Origin of the sequence: Proteiniphilum sp. UBA5384 (assembly GCF_002410825.1) — a bacterium.
In the GTDB taxonomy this organism is placed as follows: Bacteria; Bacteroidota; Bacteroidia; order Bacteroidales; family Dysgonomonadaceae; genus Proteiniphilum.
Map to the genome: position 1 here is coordinate 1 of NZ_DHOS01000060.1, position 16,993 is coordinate 16,993.

General features: G+C 42.4%; 13 protein-coding genes. 3 read left to right on the forward strand and 10 right to left on the reverse strand.

The genetic code is table 11. The features are described from left to right. Positions 1-136: 136 nt before the first annotated feature. A complete protein-coding gene (locus B4G81_RS11145; protein ID WP_294082503.1) occupies positions 137-382 on the forward strand; it encodes a hypothetical protein in 246 nt (81 codons plus the stop codon). Next, entirely contained in the window at positions 366-677 is a 312-nt protein-coding gene (locus B4G81_RS11150; RefSeq protein ID WP_294082505.1) for a hypothetical protein, read from the forward strand. Before B4G81_RS11145 ends, B4G81_RS11150 begins: the two co-directional genes overlap by 17 nt. Here the strand turns inward: B4G81_RS11150 and B4G81_RS11155 are convergent. The 3 genes from B4G81_RS11155 to B4G81_RS11165 are packed head-to-tail and all read right to left on the reverse strand — an operon-like array spanning position 654 to position 2,981. After that, the gene (locus tag B4G81_RS11155) at positions 654-815 is read right to left on the reverse strand and encodes a hypothetical protein (protein WP_294082507.1); all 162 of its coding nucleotides are present in this window, start codon (positions 813-815) and stop codon (positions 654-656) included. The genes B4G81_RS11150 and B4G81_RS11155 overlap by 24 nt on opposite strands. Before the next feature lie 57 nt (positions 816-872). Then, on the reverse strand, positions 873-1,640 hold the full coding sequence (locus B4G81_RS11160) for a 3-keto-disaccharide hydrolase (RefSeq protein WP_294082511.1): 768 nt from the start codon (positions 1,638-1,640) through the stop codon (positions 873-875). 27 nt (positions 1,641-1,667) lie between these two features. Further along, positions 1,668-2,981, reverse strand: coding sequence for a Gfo/Idh/MocA family protein (locus B4G81_RS11165; RefSeq protein WP_294082513.1), 1,314 nt, complete (start codon positions 2,979-2,981; stop codon positions 1,668-1,670). A 515-nt stretch (positions 2,982-3,496) separates the two neighbouring features. Between B4G81_RS11165 and B4G81_RS11170 the strand changes: the two genes are divergently transcribed. After that, positions 3,497-3,997: a DUF4143 domain-containing protein gene (locus B4G81_RS11170; protein ID WP_414703194.1), complete on the forward strand. Its 501-nt coding sequence runs from the start codon at positions 3,497-3,499 to the stop codon at positions 3,995-3,997. Positions 3,998-4,363: 366 nt separating this feature from the next. On the opposite strand, the gene B4G81_RS11175 is transcribed toward B4G81_RS11170, so the two are convergent. From B4G81_RS11175 to B4G81_RS11205, 7 genes are all read right to left on the reverse strand, one after another. Further along, positions 4,364-6,178, reverse strand: a complete 1,815-nt coding sequence (locus tag B4G81_RS11175) for a glycoside hydrolase family 2 protein (RefSeq protein ID WP_294082517.1) — start codon at positions 6,176-6,178, stop codon at positions 4,364-4,366. A 79-nt stretch (positions 6,179-6,257) separates the two neighbouring features. Further along, on the reverse strand, positions 6,258-7,832 hold the full coding sequence (locus tag B4G81_RS11180) for a glycoside hydrolase family 43 protein (protein ID WP_294082519.1): 1,575 nt from the start codon (positions 7,830-7,832) through the stop codon (positions 6,258-6,260). A 35-nt stretch (positions 7,833-7,867) separates the two neighbouring features. Further along, positions 7,868-9,373, reverse strand: coding sequence for a DUF1735 domain-containing protein (locus tag B4G81_RS11185; protein ID WP_294082521.1), 1,506 nt, complete (start codon positions 9,371-9,373; stop codon positions 7,868-7,870). Between the two features lie 18 nt (positions 9,374-9,391). Beyond that, complete coding sequence (locus B4G81_RS11190; RefSeq protein WP_294082523.1) at positions 9,392-11,353, reverse strand: RagB/SusD family nutrient uptake outer membrane protein; 1,962 nt, start codon at positions 11,351-11,353, stop codon at positions 9,392-9,394. A gap of 15 nt (positions 11,354-11,368) precedes the next feature. After that, positions 11,369-14,773: a TonB-dependent receptor gene (locus B4G81_RS11195; protein WP_414703193.1), complete on the reverse strand. Its 3,405-nt coding sequence runs from the start codon at positions 14,771-14,773 to the stop codon at positions 11,369-11,371. Positions 14,774-14,907: 134 nt separating this feature from the next. Further along, positions 14,908-16,056 (reverse strand): FecR family protein, encoded by a 1,149-nt coding sequence (locus B4G81_RS11200; RefSeq protein ID WP_294082528.1) that lies wholly within the window; start codon positions 16,054-16,056, stop codon positions 14,908-14,910. Between the two features lie 295 nt (positions 16,057-16,351). Next, positions 16,352-16,894 carry an RNA polymerase sigma-70 factor gene (locus B4G81_RS11205; RefSeq protein WP_294082530.1) on the reverse strand — a complete coding sequence of 181 codons (543 nt, stop codon included), beginning with the start codon at positions 16,892-16,894 and terminating at the stop codon, positions 16,352-16,354. Positions 16,895-16,993: the final 99 nt, after the last annotated feature.

The following is a 16,993-nucleotide window of genomic DNA, read 5'->3' on the forward strand; positions in this document are numbered from 1 at the left end:
TTATTTGGATTTTAAATGGAAAGACATAGAGGTCTGAATAGACCTGAGTAGTTATTGAAGAAGTTGTTAAAGATCCACTTTTCTTTCGTATTTAACTGTAAATGATGTATATTTGTATTTGAAAGGATATTTATTAATGAAGATCAACGTACAAATAGATGCCGGCACGCCTGAAGGCCAACAGATCATAGATTACCTCAAGACCTTCCCCGATGTGGTAACATTCGAGGCTGCGACACTAAACGAGTCGCAACAGGAATATATTACTCAACTCAAATCTTCACCTGTGATTCCTGCGAATTATGTATCGGCGGAAGAGTTCAGGGTGGAAGCAAAGAAAAGGGCAAAGGCTCTCTTGAAAGAACATGGTCTATATTCATGAACAAGTTTATACCGACTTGAATCTTATTTTCACGGGTATGCTTCATTGGGAGAAATTCGAACTTTCTTTTCATTTTGTGGAGCGTTATATCGATGACATTCTTGCCCAATGCTATGAAATAGAGAATAAAAAATATCATTTTCTTGCCCAATACCGTGAACATAAACATTTCGGAGAATACGTGCACCGTTATCGTCGTAACAATTATACGTTATGGTACATTATTTACGACAAAGATTACGAAGGAAATATTCTTGTCAATAAGATCATTTCAAACCATACTACGCCGTCGTAAAGAACTCCTTTTTCCTTTCGATATTCCCGGAAGGTAGCGGTGCCAAGTGTTCAGGTCGCTCTCCACATGGTCGTATTTATCGGGGGAGTGGTCCTCTACTAACCGGGTGGGGGCGGGTTGTTTTGAGAGGTAGCACATCTCACGCACCCATTCCTTATATAATTGGTTTCAGGTGCTCAAAGATCGGCATGTTCCTTACAACTCTCTTATCCAAATATTTCGGAAACTGACTGGATCGCCATGATCCTGCAAGGAGATGGGGCCCGCGCCATGTTCTCTCACTTGTGGGAAACCGATATATTCGGTGGTACCCAATATGGTGGTGTTATTTTGCAGCAGCACACCATTTTGCAACACAGTTACCCGCGGAGGTGTACGATAACTTCCTTCTTTTTTGAATGTAGGAGCCGTGTAAATAATGTCATACGAATTCCATTCACCCGGTTTTCGCATGGCATTCACCAATGGTGGCGTCTGTTTATACACACTTCCGGTTTGGCCGTTTACATAAGTTTCATTCTCGTAGCAATCGAGTACCTGAATCTCATATATTCCCTGTAAAAACACACCGCTATTGCCTCTTCCTTGGCTTTTACCCTCTATCCCTTCTGGGATACGCCATTCTATATGCAACTGGAAATCATTAAATTTCTGCTTCGTACGGATATCACCGGTTCCTTTTTTTACGGTGAAAGCCCCATTGGCAACTGTCCATCCAGCTGCCTGACCCTGGTTGTTTTCCCACTGCGAAAGATCTTTCCCGTCGAAAAGAATAATAGCGTCGGAAGGTGCGGGTACAGGTTGTTCACTTGTTTTTCCGGGTGTGACCACCGGCGGTTGCGGTTGCCAATATTCGCTCATTTCCGGTGTCATGGGTGCCCGTTCGGGATACTGTTTTTCTTGCGCCACAGCCACGAACGGAAGCGCAAGTCCTAATAAGATTGAGATGTTTACTTGTTTCATTTTGATATAATAGTTTAAAAATTCATTTTACAAAGTCGGAAATATCCATGGCTTACGGTAAGTTGGACGGATGAATTTATTGGCGGACGAATTGTTGAATTTTTTCTTTCCATCGTCATATACCAATTCCGATTTAATCCGTGCCGATATATTACCAAGATGGGCGTATTTCGCACAAAGACTACCGTTCTCAATAGGGCACGCAGTATGCATATCTCGATCCTTCATGCAGCGGATAAATTGAGCCACATGTTTTTTATGATCTTCATAATCAGGCTGCACCGATACCGATTCAATCTTATTCTGATCAGGAAGGACTTCCCACCCTTCGCGGTTGGCGACCAACGTTCCGTTTGTTCCTTTGAAAGCAAGCCCATAATTCCGTCCGTAAGGGCCGGTTTCGGTTCCCGCGAGATTGTTCCATTGAATGGTAAAATCATCAAACTCATAAATAACTGAAAGGTCTCCGAACGTTTCGGCAATATTGTCGGGATAAGCGAAATTGCCACCGGAGGCAAAAACTCGGTTAGGCATTCCGTCCACATTCATTCCCCACAATGCCATATCCAAAAGATGCACACCCCAGTCGGTCATCAAGCCTCCTCCATAATCCCAGAACATGCGCCATAAGCCATGAAACCGTTTCTCATTGAATGTACGCAAGGGAGCAGGGCCCAACCACCTGTCAAAATCGACTCCTGCCGGGGCGGAACTATCGGGAACTGCATGCAAAATATTGGCATAATTAAAATTAGCCCACACATCCACTTGGGCAATCTTACCCAATTTTCCACTGTTGATATATTTTTTCATCTCATGCCAATGGTCGCCGCTACGTTGTTGCTGCCCCACCTGCACCACCCGGTTGTATTTTTCTGCCGCAGCCACCATCGCATCGCATTCGGCAATTGAATTTGCGATTGGTTTTTCAACATAGACATCTTTTCCCGCGCTGCAAGCATCCACCATTTGCAGGCAATGCCAATGATCGGGTGTTCCAATAATGACGGCATCGATGTCATTCCGTTCTAGCATTTTACGGTAGTCGCCATAAGCGGCCGGCTTTTTATTTTTCCATTTCTCCACCTCAGCAAGCCTGCTGTTCAACACATTTTCATCGATATCACAGAGAGCCAGGCATTCAATTTCGGGATGAATCAAAAAATCGGACAGGTCCGACCATCCCATACCCCGGCAGCCGATGAGCGCTACGCCAATTTTATCGTTGGCAGCAGCCGGGCTTGCAAATATTTTTTGTCCGTTCAAAAGCGACGGCGCAACAATGCCTGTAGCGACCGCTGCCGCGGAACGACCGATAAAGTTTCTTCTTGATATGTTCATTCTTTATTAGAATTTATAAAATTATGGGTACCTGATTGTTAATCGTACTATGGAACTCAAACCGGCTTCTATACGAGCATCTATTTTCTTTGTTTCCCATATTCATTAAACTAGTATTATCACAAATATAACCTAAATCAATCAATTTTACATACTCCTCAGCAAAAAAATCACCAATAATACCTCCTTCTCTTTGAAAAGATAAATTCCACATAGGTGAAAACAATCTGTTACCATTTGCCGATATGCGAAATAGCTATGAGCTGGTCACTCCAATTGTACATCTCCTCAATCATCCCAACTGTCTTGATGGCAAATGTATCTGCCTGGTGGTTGCCACAGCTATCAGAGATAAAAGACAAAGCCAATACCCTGTATTCTTCCGGGATAAAATTCCTCTTTTATTTTGTTTATTGGACAGAATATGTGTATATTTGTTCAATTTGTTGAACAAAATAACATGGCAACCTTAGAAATCATCAAAGAAAGAATATTCCTTTACAAGAGCTACAAACATTGTCACGTCGACAGGCACAAAAGTTGCAAAGGGGACAGTGATCAACTATCTGGATTACGTGAGGGAAGCGTTTTTGATTTTACCTATAAGTAATATCGCTGATAATTTGGTGGAAAAAATAACCAGCCCTAAATATTACTTTATTGATAACGGCATCATCTCATTACTGGCGTTGGATGTACGCACTTCTTTGTTGGAGAATCTCGTGGCAATCGAACTTTTACGCCATTACGGAACAAAAGATATGGTATTCTACTATAAGCATGGCGTCGAAGTTGATTTCTATATTACGGATGCGGAAACAGCCATTCAGGTTTGTTATTCGATGAATCATTCCGGCGATACGTATGCGCGTGAAATAAGGGCATTGATAAAAGTACAAAAACATTTGTCATGCCGACGCAATATCATTGTGACTTATGACAGTGAAGACACTATAATCCAAGATGGGATAGAAATTGATATTATACCCGCCTGGAAGTTTATAAGAGATAAGTGACAGTTGTCCGGTCACACCAATTACACACCCGACAATTCAGAACCCACTTTATGCAGCGCGGTTTCTATTTTCCTCATTTGAGCCTCGCTGATGTTCCACTTTTGTATTGACGTAAAAGGGAAAGATCAATTCCTACATGTATGCCAAATCTGGAGATACTGATGAAGTTATACATCTATGAAAAGCGTATCCTAAATTGAAAGAAGTACGAGGACAAATCAAAGTTTGCCCTCGTACTCATAATTGCAGCGTTGTATTTACGACTAAAAAAGTCCTACAAACAAGTTGTTTGTCGTTTCTTTGTAAAAACAAGAGTCGGTATAATGCGCGGTGCGAATGGCATTCACCATTGCCCTCTATTTCAATTTATTTGAGACTATCAATAATCTTCTGATTAATTTGTTTCAAACGGTTTTCTTCCACTTTCAATACCTTTCTGTCGTAAGTAATCAACCCGTTTACTTCTCCCTCTACATCTGTTGTTTGCGTGTAAACAGCAGCAGAGAATCCGGCAGCGATCAAATTGATTAACTGTTCTCCGTATTTCACGTATTCATCTGTCACCTCCTTGGCATTCTTAAACTGAATATATCCCCAGTTTTTATCCCGTTGCCATAAATGACCTTCCAGTGGAAGACCGATACCGCCATACTCTCCCAATACTGTTACACGTGAATCGTCTCTAAGGGTCATTTTAGGATGAGGATAATGATGCACGTCGAGCATGTCTCCTGTAGTGTAATGGTTACCACCGCTGGCCGGATTCACTAATCTGGAAGGGTCATAGGCTTTTGTCCATTCTGCTATTTCTGCCGTTTTGAATTGTCCCCAAGCTTCATTGAACGGAACCCAAACAACAATTGACGGATAGGGTTTCAAGTAATCCATAATATCTTTCCACTCTCTGCGATAATCAGCCTCCGACTCAACTGAGCGTATCATTTCTTGACCATCAAAATAGTTATTCATCTGCCATTGTGAATTTTGATGTCCATTACCGTTAGGCATATCTTGCCAAACAAGAATACCCTCCCTGTCGCAGTGCGTATACCAACGCGCCGGCTCCACTTTCACGTGCTTGCGAATCATATTGAAACCCAGATCTTTGGTCTTTTTTATGTCAAACAACAACGCTTCATCGGTAGGTGCTGTATATAATCCATCAGGCCAGCAACCTTGATCCAATGGTCCCATTTGGAAATAGTCTTTGTTATTCAGCTGCATACGCATGATTCCATTGGCATCTCTTCCCATAGATATTTTACGCATAGCTGCATAACTTTTCACATTGTCTTGTAATTTCCCTTTCGAGTAGAGATTCAGTTCCAGATCGTAAAGAAAAGGCGAATCCGGCGACCAGAGTTTCGCGTCGAGAATGGCCACTGTTGCCGATTGGTCGGCTGCAAATTTCGCGGTAGAAACCACTGTAGCACCATCTTTGACGATCACCTCCACGATATCGCCCGCTTCGGTGCCGCGTGTGTCCACAGCTACCGCCAACGATCCGGCGCCTATATTCGGTATTGTGGTTACACTGGAAATAGACTTGGCTGCCACAGGCTCTATCCACACCGTCTGCCAAATACCCGAAACCGGTGTGTACCAAATCCCTTCAGGGGCATTCTTTTGTTTTCCGATGGCTTGGTATCCATCGTCTGTCGGATCCCACACTTTTACGATCAAAGTCTGCTCGCCGGATGTCAGATAGGGGCTGATGTCGAAACTGAACGGCGTATATCCACCCAGATGTGAACCGATCATCACTCCGTTCAGGAACACCTCGGTCTTCCAATCCACGGCGCCAAAATGGAGCAGGATAGATTTATCTTTCCAGTTCCCCGGCACCTTGAAAGTGCGTCTGTACCATAGTTCTTTATCTTTACCCAGCTCTTTTTGAACTCCTGATAGACTGGATTCTACCGCGAAGGGAACAAGAATCTGCCCGTCAAATGAATTGGGTTGTGCTTTGCCCACCTCGGTAATTGCATATTCCCAAAGTCCATTCAAGTTAGCCCACTCCGTACGTTCCATAATAGGGCGGGGGTACTCGGGCAGTACGTTGTTGACATCAATCTCAGATGCCCATTTGGTTTTTAGTTTATCGCCTACAGGCTTCCATTGGGCAAAAATATTACAAGTAGATAACACTAATATAGTTACAAATAATAGTCTTTTCTTCATTTTTTCTATCTGAAATCCAAACAGATTTGGATAATTATTTTAATTAACTTTTATTGTTTCGGTGGATGAATAAAATGTATCAATTAACAGCATGCCCCCTCACATTTAATTCTTTAAATCCCACAAGTCCCATTAAATGGTTAGGCGCGCCTTCATTGTTGCCGGGAAAATGTAGGTCTGTGACAACGATTTTCAAATAACGCCCACCGTTCTCCTCAGTGATATCAGTTGTTCGATACCCCCTATAAGAAACAGGAAAATTGGCCGTTCCTATTTTAACCCATCCGGCTGTATCATTGAAATCAGATTCTTCCGGATTCTCGGGTAAATCCGAATTGGAAACCCAATATTCCAAATCCCTGATCTTATCGTCCCATAGGTCGTTGCTCGTTCTGACCATCGTATTCACCTGTTCAATCGCATACTTCCTTTTCATATCGATTACGATGACATAAGGTGGATAAATGGCATCAGCAGGATAGACATAAGTGTTGTTACTCCAATCTGTCCCTTCAGTAGGTTCCCAAAAGAGACTTGTCCAACCTGTGTTCACATCCCCGTCAAACATAGAAGACACAGGTTGTGTCCAATCGGCATCAACGGCCGGTATATTCTGATAGACAACCTCAAACGGTTTTGAACTGATATTGAATACGGGGTTATATTCAAAGGGATCAAAACGCTCGAATTTCCCGTTCTTAATGGATACATCGGAAATCTGCACTCTTTCGGCGCCACTATTAGGCGCATGGTATGCCATCTTCAAGTTATCCTCCAAGTCATAAAAAATCATCGCGTGTCCGCCATCGCTTGAAAAGATCGGCAGCGGATCATGCTCCCATGGTCCTTCCAGCTTTCCATTTTTAGAGATGGATTGTCCAATTGCGTAACCTCCGGTAGAACCGCTGGACCATATCATAATCAGATTACCACTTTCCTCGTCTTTCCAAATAAAGGGGGCATCGGTAACATAATTGAAACCATCTCCGCTAATTGTCCACGGAGCCTGTGATGCTGAAAATAAAAGAAACGGCTCATCGGCTGCACCCGACAAATCATCTTTCAGTCGCATGGCCCACATTTCTCCGTCTTGCACTTGCAACCATTCACGGCAAAACAACATATAGGGTACACCTTGCTCATCCACATAGAGCGAACCGTCAAGTGACATCATTTCGATCGGCGTTATATTTAGCTGATCGTTGGGTAATATCGGTTTGTATGTATCCAACGGATGAGAGCCTCCCTTTAGAATAGTCGTTCCTCGTATAATGTCTTCCCCTCCGACTGTGATAAAACAATACCAATTTCCTTTATACTCGTAATAATCAGGTGCCCAATAATCTTTGGTACCCAAATAATCCGGTTCTGCCTGAAAAACATATCCAACATCTTTCCATTTCTTCAGGTTAAGGCTCTTATAAGCGTATAAAGCTCCTCTGCCGTCGGTCCATGCCGAACGGATCAAATAATAGCACTCATTTTCGCGGTCAACAATGATAAAAGGATCGCGCACACCCATATCGGAGGTATTGATGTTATATTCCGTAATATCGTGCATTTGATAAGTTTTATCCGAATCTGAATCGCTACAAGCTACAAGGGGTAACGACAAAAACGCCGAGAGAATGATATAAAACAGTCTTATTTTCATAATTCTTTTTATTGTTATTCTTAAATTAAATATCGCTATTTGAGCACAACACCATCTATGGCAACTATTTCTTTTGCATACACTTCGCTGAAACTGCAAAGCTTAGGGTCGTTCCGGTGACTTCCGGTGGGACGTATTTTCACGTACCGTCCTTTAATGATACCGGAATCAATCTCGGAAGTAGATAATTCATACCAATAAGGGCCACCGCCAATATTCGGAATATTTGTGCAGTTGATCGCAAATTTCCAGGTATTGCCTTTTTCCACATTATTGTAGTTAGCCATGTCTCCGTCTGGAACGAATGTAAACGTCTCGGCCAAGTAGATTTCACAATCTTTCATATCCCGGTCACCCATATCTAACGTACCCTGTCCGATCCCCATTCCAGCGAAAGAGATTTCTCGTCCCAAATCTATTACGACAGCAGCATTCGGCATATCCCTTCTTTTTGTGAAAGCATGATATTCCTTGAAACCGTAGTCATAATCATCTGTATATGCTACATCAATCCACCATGGAATCATCCATGCCGTTTCAAGATTGCCATCAATTAACCTGGGCGCATCTCTATTAGCATTAGTGAACACGATTTTCCAATTATTTTTGTCCATCTCTTTTATAGAATATTTTGGATTGGAAACCAGCAAATATTTAACGTCATCAGTTTTATCAAATGTTTCGGTCGACAATGCCCCCAACTTCATCGGTAACAAATACTCATGATCACTTTGCAGTCCGCTTCGAGTGAGTGTGAGATTTGAGGTTGCCATCATTTCTCCGGCGTTGAAACTAAAATGATCAAACTGGTATGATTCTGCTGGTAGCAGGTTATAAGCAGTACCATTTTGAAGGTTATAGGCCTCCAGCAATTGCTCATTTTGGGAGACATCCAATTCGCATATAAAATCTTGCACGTTTGATTCACTATTGGCGATTTTTACAGAAATTGGAAGATCCAAAGAAAGATAGGTGATTTCGACATTCGATACGTCCTCTATCGTCCAATCGACCAAAGGACTTCGGACTTCAAAACGATATAAAATCTTGTTCTTGGCTAAATTGACAGTATCGGTGGCACTTTCGAGCATTATGGGCAACAACCAAACGACATCATCGCCATACTCTTTCATGGCATTGTATATCTTGAGGGGTTGGAACGTAACAGGAATATACTTGTATCTTCCCTCCGGTTCAATTTCGACATTCTCGTCTGCTATCATTTCGTAAGCGTCCGACGGTATTATTTGCACATTATCAGCGTCATATCCTCCAAAAGCAGCAGCTTCTTCCCTTGTCAATACTTTTAGTTTCATATTGGAAACCGAATTAGGGTATCCCCCCCCTTTGAATACAAGGATAGAATCTATTACTTTATCTTGTGTTGTATTCATTTTCAAATCAATAAAACCACTCTCTTTCAATGAAAGAATCTTGAGATATTTATCCGGAAAGATATTTTTGCCATAGTCGTCGTTGCAAGCAAATAATAATATTCCTATTATCGCGAATAATAATATTGCGGGTATTGTTTTTTTCATCTTTCAATTATTTTTAGGTTAATAGCCGGGAGCCTGAACCATTTGAGGATTACTATACACATCTTTGGTAGGCACGGGAAGAACATACATCCGGTCGTTCCACGTGAAAGGTTGATTGATCGGAATACGTCTATTAAACTGCTCGAATGTAGGCCCAACTATCTCAGCATTTAACCCTTCAAAATTGGAACTGTTTAAGCGTTCCGGACCTAATAAATAACGCCGGATATCATAGTATCGCTGTCCTTCTTCAAAAAATTCAATAAAGCGTTCGTTCAAAATCTGGTCAATGAGCGTTTTACCTGACAACGCAATATCGTCTTGCGTAAGCTCAGGGATTCCCGCCCTTTCACGAATAATATTCAAATTCTCCAGCGCATCGGCAATGTATTGTCCCCCCACCTGTGCTTGACACTCGGCAAGATTCAAGTATAGTTCAGCCATTCGGACCAATGCTACAGGGTATTTTACATTATCGAAATTCTGGCTTCCACTGTTCAAATAGACAAGATTGGGTTGTACATATTTTTTTGTCAAATAGCCGGTTACCGAATAGTTTCGATTTCCCCATAGGGACGGATTGTAGCCTTGTTGTTGAGGGTCGCGGGCATGAATCATCAATGGACCGTAATTCACCATATTAGAGGAATATTCATCTCCATCAAAAGAAAGCCATGCATAAAAACGGGCTTCCCGGTCTTTATGAAGGTTTATTACATCGCTATTTCCGGGTATATTTGCCGATTTAAACCATTCCGAAGCATCCGGAAAATTTACATCATCAGCCGGTATTTTGCCATTTTTGGTGTAGAAGTTCTTAACTGTATACAATGTAGGAGAAACGCCTCCCCAGTATCCTACTTTATTCCCGTTATCATCGGTATGCACATAATGCGGAATAGCCCCGTTCTTAGCTTCCTGAGCCGCCATCACCCCCCAGATATTTTCTTTATTTCCTTCTGTTATTCTGGCGGTAATCATATATCGAAGCATCATTACACGTTGCAAAAATCCCTTACCTTCAGGTGTATCCCCATCTACTCCCGGCACCTTAGGAAGATTAATACTTTGTTGTCTTCGAATAGTTTCAGAGTCATCAATTGTAAATAGACGAAAACCTGCGTCCAAAGCAGCATTCAAAGCATCTTCCGACGCAATGAGCGCACGCTCCCACTTAGCGGCATCATAAGTCGCATTCACCAATTTCTTTCCATAACCGGGCGTTTCAAAATTTTTATTCTCCCAATTAGCAAAAGGCGAAGAATCACTGTTCCATAAAGGTGAAGCTGCGTACAACAATAAACGGGATTTAAGTGCCTTGGCTATAACCGAAGTACCCCTACCAAAATATTGAGAGTTCCAAGTGGCGGGTAATGTTTCTGCCGCTTTATCGAATAAACTGACAATATAGTCCACGCAATAATCGAAATGAGAACGTCCCGGAATCTGGTCGGTCGGCGTATTTTGGGACATCAATTCATCCATCAACGGAATCGGACCGTATAATTGTAAGGCACGCATATGATAATATGCTTTCACAAAAGTTGCCTCAGCTTTGTAAAGATCTTTTGTATCCTGCGTGATAGGTGGGTTCAGCTCATCGAGCAGTTGCATAAATTGATTGCATAACCCAATACCGTCATAGAGTTTTTTCCAATGATAACCATCCCCCCATTCATTTGCCTGATAGGCCGTAACTTGTCCCCACTGTGCATACGAAGACCAGCTACCCCACAGAGTCGGCAACACAAAATCATCACCGGCGCCATCTATATTGCCATAAAAGATAGGATCAATATTACCGTATTGAATTCGTCCGTAACAGGTATATAAAAACCGCAGGGTAGCATCCGGATCAGTCATCGTATCGTCAATGTCAGCCGTTTCGGGAGGGATTACATCCAAATAATCACAACCTGACAAGCTTAATACCATTGCGATACATATCAATTTAATCTTTCCAATGTATACTCGTTTCATAATCTATTTGTTTAGTTAAAAAGTAAATTGCGCACCGATATTAAAAGTGCGGGATAAAGGATAACTGTTATGCCAAAGTTCTGGATCCCAAAGCTTAAACGGGCTCCAAACCGCCAAATTATCGCCATTTACATATACCCGGCAATAAGGAAATCTGTAACCCAATTCAAAAGTCTTGAATCGCAAGAAATTGGCACTTCGCATCCAAAAACTACTTTCCACCGTGTTGCTTGATGTTTGCGCCTTGGTGATGCCCAAACGTGGAAAAATTGCATTGGCGTTGGGATTTGATTCTGACCAATAATCATCTGCAATCCATTTCATTAAATTCTGTTCCCCGTTAAAATCATCGGCATTAAACGGAACTATGTTATTAATCATAATATTACGTTGTGCGGATCCATTAAAAAACAGACCCACGTCAAACTTCTTATACACCATATTCACCCCGAAGCCATATTGAATGCGCGGAATATTCCCGTAAGGAGATAGCATCACCATATCCTCTTGTGTGATACGTCCATCTCCATCGATATCACGATATTTTATATCACCCGGCATAATCGCATTACCAAAACTACTCATATCCGGCCAAGCATCAATTTCAGCCTGGTCTTTAAACAGACCTTCAGCTATATACCCTGTCATGCGGTTCAAAGGCTTGCCGGTATCCATTTGCCACGAGTAAGGATAATCCGGTTCATCTTTATAGACAAATTTGTTTGCCGCATAGGTGAAATTTCCGGTAGCTGCCAACGTGAAATCATTAAAGAGTTGTTTGCTCCAGTTCAGGCTCACTTCGATACCTTTATTATCCACTTTTCCGATATTACTCCAGGGTGTGCTGTCTACATATCCCATAATGGCAGGGAAGGATGCTCTTTGCATCAATATCCGGTCGCGACGGTCATGGAAAAACTCAACAGCCAGATTTAATTGTTGAAACATCCTAATGTCTAATCCGATATTAAATTTCTTCACCCTTTCCCAGTGAGCATTTTCAACAGCAAGACGTGTAATGTTTGGTCCCCAAAGCCCATATTCTCCTGCAGCTCCCGTGGTAAACCCAAAGCCGCTATTCATGGCCACCTCGTTTTGATATAAGAAATGCGCGGCTCCAGCATCCAAACCCGTTTCATCACTGCCCACCAAACCATAAGAAGTCCTTATTTTCAGAAAATCGACGTAATCATTCATTGGCTCCCAAAAATCTTCACCACTGACTACCCAACCCGCAGATACTGCCGGAAAGAATTCAAAACGATTGCCTTTTGACAGGCGCTCGGTTCCGTTGTATCCGAAATTAAATTCAGCCAAATACTTGTTCAGATAATCATAAGTAAGGCGTCCTGAAAAGCCCTGGTTTCTATTGGGTAATATATTCGATCTAAATTCCCGTTGCATATACATCAACATGGCACTAAAAGAGTGATCATCGATTTTTCGGCTGTAATCTAGCCGTGTATCCAGATAGAAAGTTTGGTCTGAACTGCGCGTAAGATCCGATTGGGATATATAGTCGGATCCATTGGGGCCAATCTGTTCTATGAAGAACTTGTCGGGAGCATTTGCCGACCATCCGTCATCGGAAACCCTATAATACCAGGGTGTCATGGAACGGGAATAGAGTGATTCCGACCAGTTTTTAAAATTAACCAAAGCCGTAAGTTTCAAACCTTCGGTAATGAAATCCAACTTTTGTTCCAACGACATGGAGACGTTCAGTGTGTTATAATTGGTTTCCCTGAACGAACTCGACATATAAGCCAAGGGATTTGTGTATAACCGGCTACTGGATAAATAAGCATTTCCAAAGCGTATATGCGTATCTCCCTCTAAAGCAGGAAAGGTTGCAGGAAATGTTATGGGGTTGGTATTATACGTATAGTTAAACAGATCACTTATAGAATAATTAGGCCCTTTATTATTCCCGATTTGGGCATTCATCCGCAAATCTAATTTGGTAATAGGAGTTACCTTATAAGATATATTATTCTGAAAAGTATAATTCCACCGATTAATATTGTTATCAAATGAATTGGAACTTGGAATATCCAACAGACCTGTATCATGATTTGCCTGCAAAGACATATAATACGTTACTTTGGAGCCTCCTCCCTGTATATTGACATTTACTCGTTGGTTCATCGTCATATCTTTGAACACAAGGTCATACCAATCAACACTAGGATAAACATAAGGATTGATGCCCGATCGGGTATTATCAATTCTATCTTGGCTGTACATGGGTGAAGCATTGGGGTTACGGGCTAAAAGTGCTTCGTTATAAGTCTCCATCCATGTTGCCCCGTCGGCATACTTTACTTTATTTACAGGTGAAACGAAAGAGTTTTCTATGGAGACATTGATGGTAGCTCTTGCATTTTCCATACCGGATTTTGTCGTGACAAGCATCACACCATTGGCACCACGGGCACCGTAAATCGCGGTTGCCGAAGCGTCTTTCAAAATAGAAAAACTCTCAATGGATTCAGCCGGAATACGGTCTAAATCGCCTGCGGAAATTTCTACACCATCCAATAAAATCAGTGGAGTGGTGCGTCCGCCGAAAGTACTGATACCACGAATATAAAATTCGGATACCGCCCCCGGTTCTCCACTATTTATCATGGATACTACACCGGCCAATTTTCCGGCCAAACCACTTGTCAGGGAAGAGGATGGAAGTTTCAGATCTGCTCCTTTAACGGTATTGATGGAACCTGTCACAGAAATCTTTCGTTGTGTTCCGGCTCCTACAACAACCAGTTCCCCTAACATTTCATCAGCCGATTCCATACTGACGTTTATCACAGCTAGATCACTCACAGCTAACACCTGATTTTTGTACCCCACGTAGGTAAATTCCAATTCTGTATTTGCAGTAACCTGAATAGAGTAGTTTCCATCAATATCAGTAACAACGCCCGTATCAGAACCTCGTACACGAATAGCTACGCCAATCAACGGTTCATTTGTGACCGCATCAATTACAGCACCCGTCAAGGTGCGCTGTTGCCCTTTGGGTGTGGCAGTCTTTTCCGCTTTTTCGCCCACCCGTTTAATATAAACTTGCTTGTCGGTAATCGTGTAGTGACTGTCTGTACCTTTGAAAAGTTGATCCAGCACTGCCTCAATCGGCTGATTGACTACGTTGATGGAAACTTTACGGTTGACATCCACCGCATTGTCATAGTAGAAAAATGTGTAGTCACTCTGCTCTTCTATGGCGGTAAGCACTTGACGGACAGTACTATTTTTTATATTAAGGGTGAGTAATTTATCGTTTTCCTGCCCTACATCCGCACGAATGGCTTGGATGCCAAAAAGCAAAAACAGCACAACACAACCTGCAATAGAAAAAAATCTTTGTTTTTTTAAGAGTCTATCCTGCTCTTTTTGATGAAAAAATTTATACATTTGCATTGATTAAAAGTTAATTAGAAGAATAGTTAATTTTTCGTCTCGTAATCGGGAGGTATGGCAAGATACTTTCCGATTTTTTGTGTTTTGTGTTTCATATTCTCATAGGCAAACTGTTTTTGAGGAGGTGATTATTCTGCTATTTTACTGATATAATATTTGTTGTCTTTTATTTCAATATGGATGGGAAGTGTCTGTGAAAGTCCTTGCAGTGTGCGGTTAAAATTATCGTTCAGTCTCAATTTTCCGGAACAGGTGAGCACTCCGGCTTCGTCCGACAATTCAATTTGCCGGCCGTAGAAACGCTCCATCAGGTGGAGGATAGAGGAGAGCGATTCACTTTCGAACTGGTAAATGCCGTTGATCCATGAAGTATATTTGGTCACATCGGGAACTTGGGCGACTTTTGCCTCCCCATTTGTGGAGAGTTCATATATCTGGTTGGGCGACAATGCCTGTTTTTTTCTTTTGTGTTCTTCGGAATAGACGTTCACCGCACCCGACGCAAGGATGACGTGCGAATGTGACTCCTGCTTGTAGGCCGAAACGGCGAAGCTGGTACCAAGCACCTCCACGTTCATCCGGTCGGTCCACACGATAAACGGACGGTTTTTATCGGGCGATACTTCCAGATAAATCTCTCCTTCCACAAACACCTCTCGACTGTCTCCGGTAAAATGTGCGGGATATACAAGGCGCGAATTGGCGTTGAGCCAGATTTTTGTGCCGTCTTCCAGCACCAATGTCCCCCGCTTGCCGTAAGGCGTGATGAGTTGGTTGAACTCAGCCACCTCGGTTTTCGACAGGGATTGCTCTTCGTCGATTTCAATGTCACTGTCGAGGTAGGTGATGGTGGTTTCAGTTTTATCCTTCACCGCCACTTCTTTTTCGTCTGAAAGGATAAGCCGGATATCTTCGGTTTCCGAGGGTAGAATATCCCTATTATATTGTTGCACAACATACCGGATATCGGCTGTTTCCGGACGTTGGTTATCCATCAGGAACCACACGCCAAACAGGATGGCAACCGAAGCGGCGATGGATGTCGTCCACCAAATGACGCGCTTGCGCGAACGACGTTTCAGCGGATAAATCTTCTTCAACGCAACCTGAGGATCGAAAGCGAGCTGGCGTGGCAACGACCAGACGTCGTAATAGACCAGGAACATTTGCTCATGCTCCTTAGATTCCCGCAGCCATGACAACAATTCGTCCTGCTCCGCAAGGGTAGCTTCCTCCTCCAGATACCGGATGATTATTTCTTCAATTGTTGCTTTCATGTCTATAATACGATTAACAGGACAACAACCCTACCGGGAATTTAGATTATTAAAAAAAACATGCATAAAAGCATGAAAATAATAAGTCAATTCCTCGTATCTCTTCGGAACAAAGTTCTGATTTGTTTTGTTTAAATGAACAGAATACTATACCTTTACACACAGTATTAACCAATTAGAGTTGCGGGAACCGGATTTGCTAATGGTAATCACAGGCGGCCACTATTGCTTACACACGCCCGGATGGCGTGAGAGTAATTCCCGTCGGATGTTTGAAAGATTAAAAGGTCACCTGTCAACCAATGGATAAGTTTTTCTGCAAATGCGCCCGGATGTGGGAGATGGCCTTGGTCATATGCTTTTCAATGGCTTTAATGCTCACTCCCAGCGAAATGGCAATTTCCTTATTGCTCATCTCTTCCGCGCGGCTCATCAGGAAAACACGTTTTGTTTTTACGGGAAGCGCAGATATCGCCGTATTGATTTCGGATAATAGTACTCGATAATCATATTCTTCCGTCCTGTTTATCAGCATATTTTCTACATACGATTCCAATTCAATATTATGTGCATGATCCTCGAGCCGGGCGTGACGGTTGCCGGCATGGCGCAAATAGTCGATGGCGCGGCTGCGCGTGCACGTGTATAGATAAGAACGCAACGAGGATTCCCCATCTTCATGGCGAAAAACCGTACCTGATTCCAGAAAATGGCAAAATAACTCTTGAACAATGTCTTCCGCCACATCCTTCGAAGTCACATAACGATAGGCAAAAATACACAATTCGCTATAATATTTCTGAAAAAGCAGGTCAAATTCCCTGTTGCGTTTATCCATAGCGTGAATTTATTTCCCTTTGATATATAATACGATTCACTAAAGGATAACCCTACCGAAAAACCTATTATTTTACATAAAATTTGGATTGCCGGAACA

What these genes read in the sequence shown, in the direction of transcription:
- B4G81_RS11145 (WP_294082503.1), top strand. Translation starts at nt 137, where the DNA reads ATGAAGATCAACGTACAAATAGATGCCGGCACGCCTGAAGGCCAACAG.
- B4G81_RS11150 (WP_294082505.1), top strand. Translation starts at nt 366, where the DNA reads ATGGTCTATATTCATGAACAAGTTTATACCGACTTGAATCTTATTTTC.
- B4G81_RS11155 (WP_294082507.1), bottom strand. Translation starts at nt 815, where the DNA reads ATGTGCTACCTCTCAAAACAACCCGCCCCCACCCGGTTAGTAGAGGAC.
- B4G81_RS11160 (WP_294082511.1), bottom strand. Translation starts at nt 1,640, where the DNA reads ATGAAACAAGTAAACATCTCAATCTTATTAGGACTTGCGCTTCCGTTC.
- B4G81_RS11165 (WP_294082513.1), bottom strand. Translation starts at nt 2,981, where the DNA reads ATGAACATATCAAGAAGAAACTTTATCGGTCGTTCCGCGGCAGCGGTC.
- B4G81_RS11175 (WP_294082517.1), bottom strand. Translation starts at nt 6,178, where the DNA reads ATGAAGAAAAGACTATTATTTGTAACTATATTAGTGTTATCTACTTGT.
- B4G81_RS11180 (WP_294082519.1), bottom strand. Translation starts at nt 7,832, where the DNA reads ATGAAAATAAGACTGTTTTATATCATTCTCTCGGCGTTTTTGTCGTTA.
- B4G81_RS11185 (WP_294082521.1), bottom strand. Translation starts at nt 9,373, where the DNA reads ATGAAAAAAACAATACCCGCAATATTATTATTCGCGATAATAGGAATA.
- B4G81_RS11190 (WP_294082523.1), bottom strand. Translation starts at nt 11,353, where the DNA reads ATGAAACGAGTATACATTGGAAAGATTAAATTGATATGTATCGCAATG.
- B4G81_RS11195 (WP_414703193.1), bottom strand. Translation starts at nt 14,773, where the DNA reads ATGTATAAATTTTTTCATCAAAAAGAGCAGGATAGACTCTTAAAAAAA.
- B4G81_RS11200 (WP_294082528.1), bottom strand. Translation starts at nt 16,056, where the DNA reads ATGAAAGCAACAATTGAAGAAATAATCATCCGGTATCTGGAGGAGGAA.
- B4G81_RS11205 (WP_294082530.1), bottom strand. Translation starts at nt 16,894, where the DNA reads ATGGATAAACGCAACAGGGAATTTGACCTGCTTTTTCAGAAATATTAT.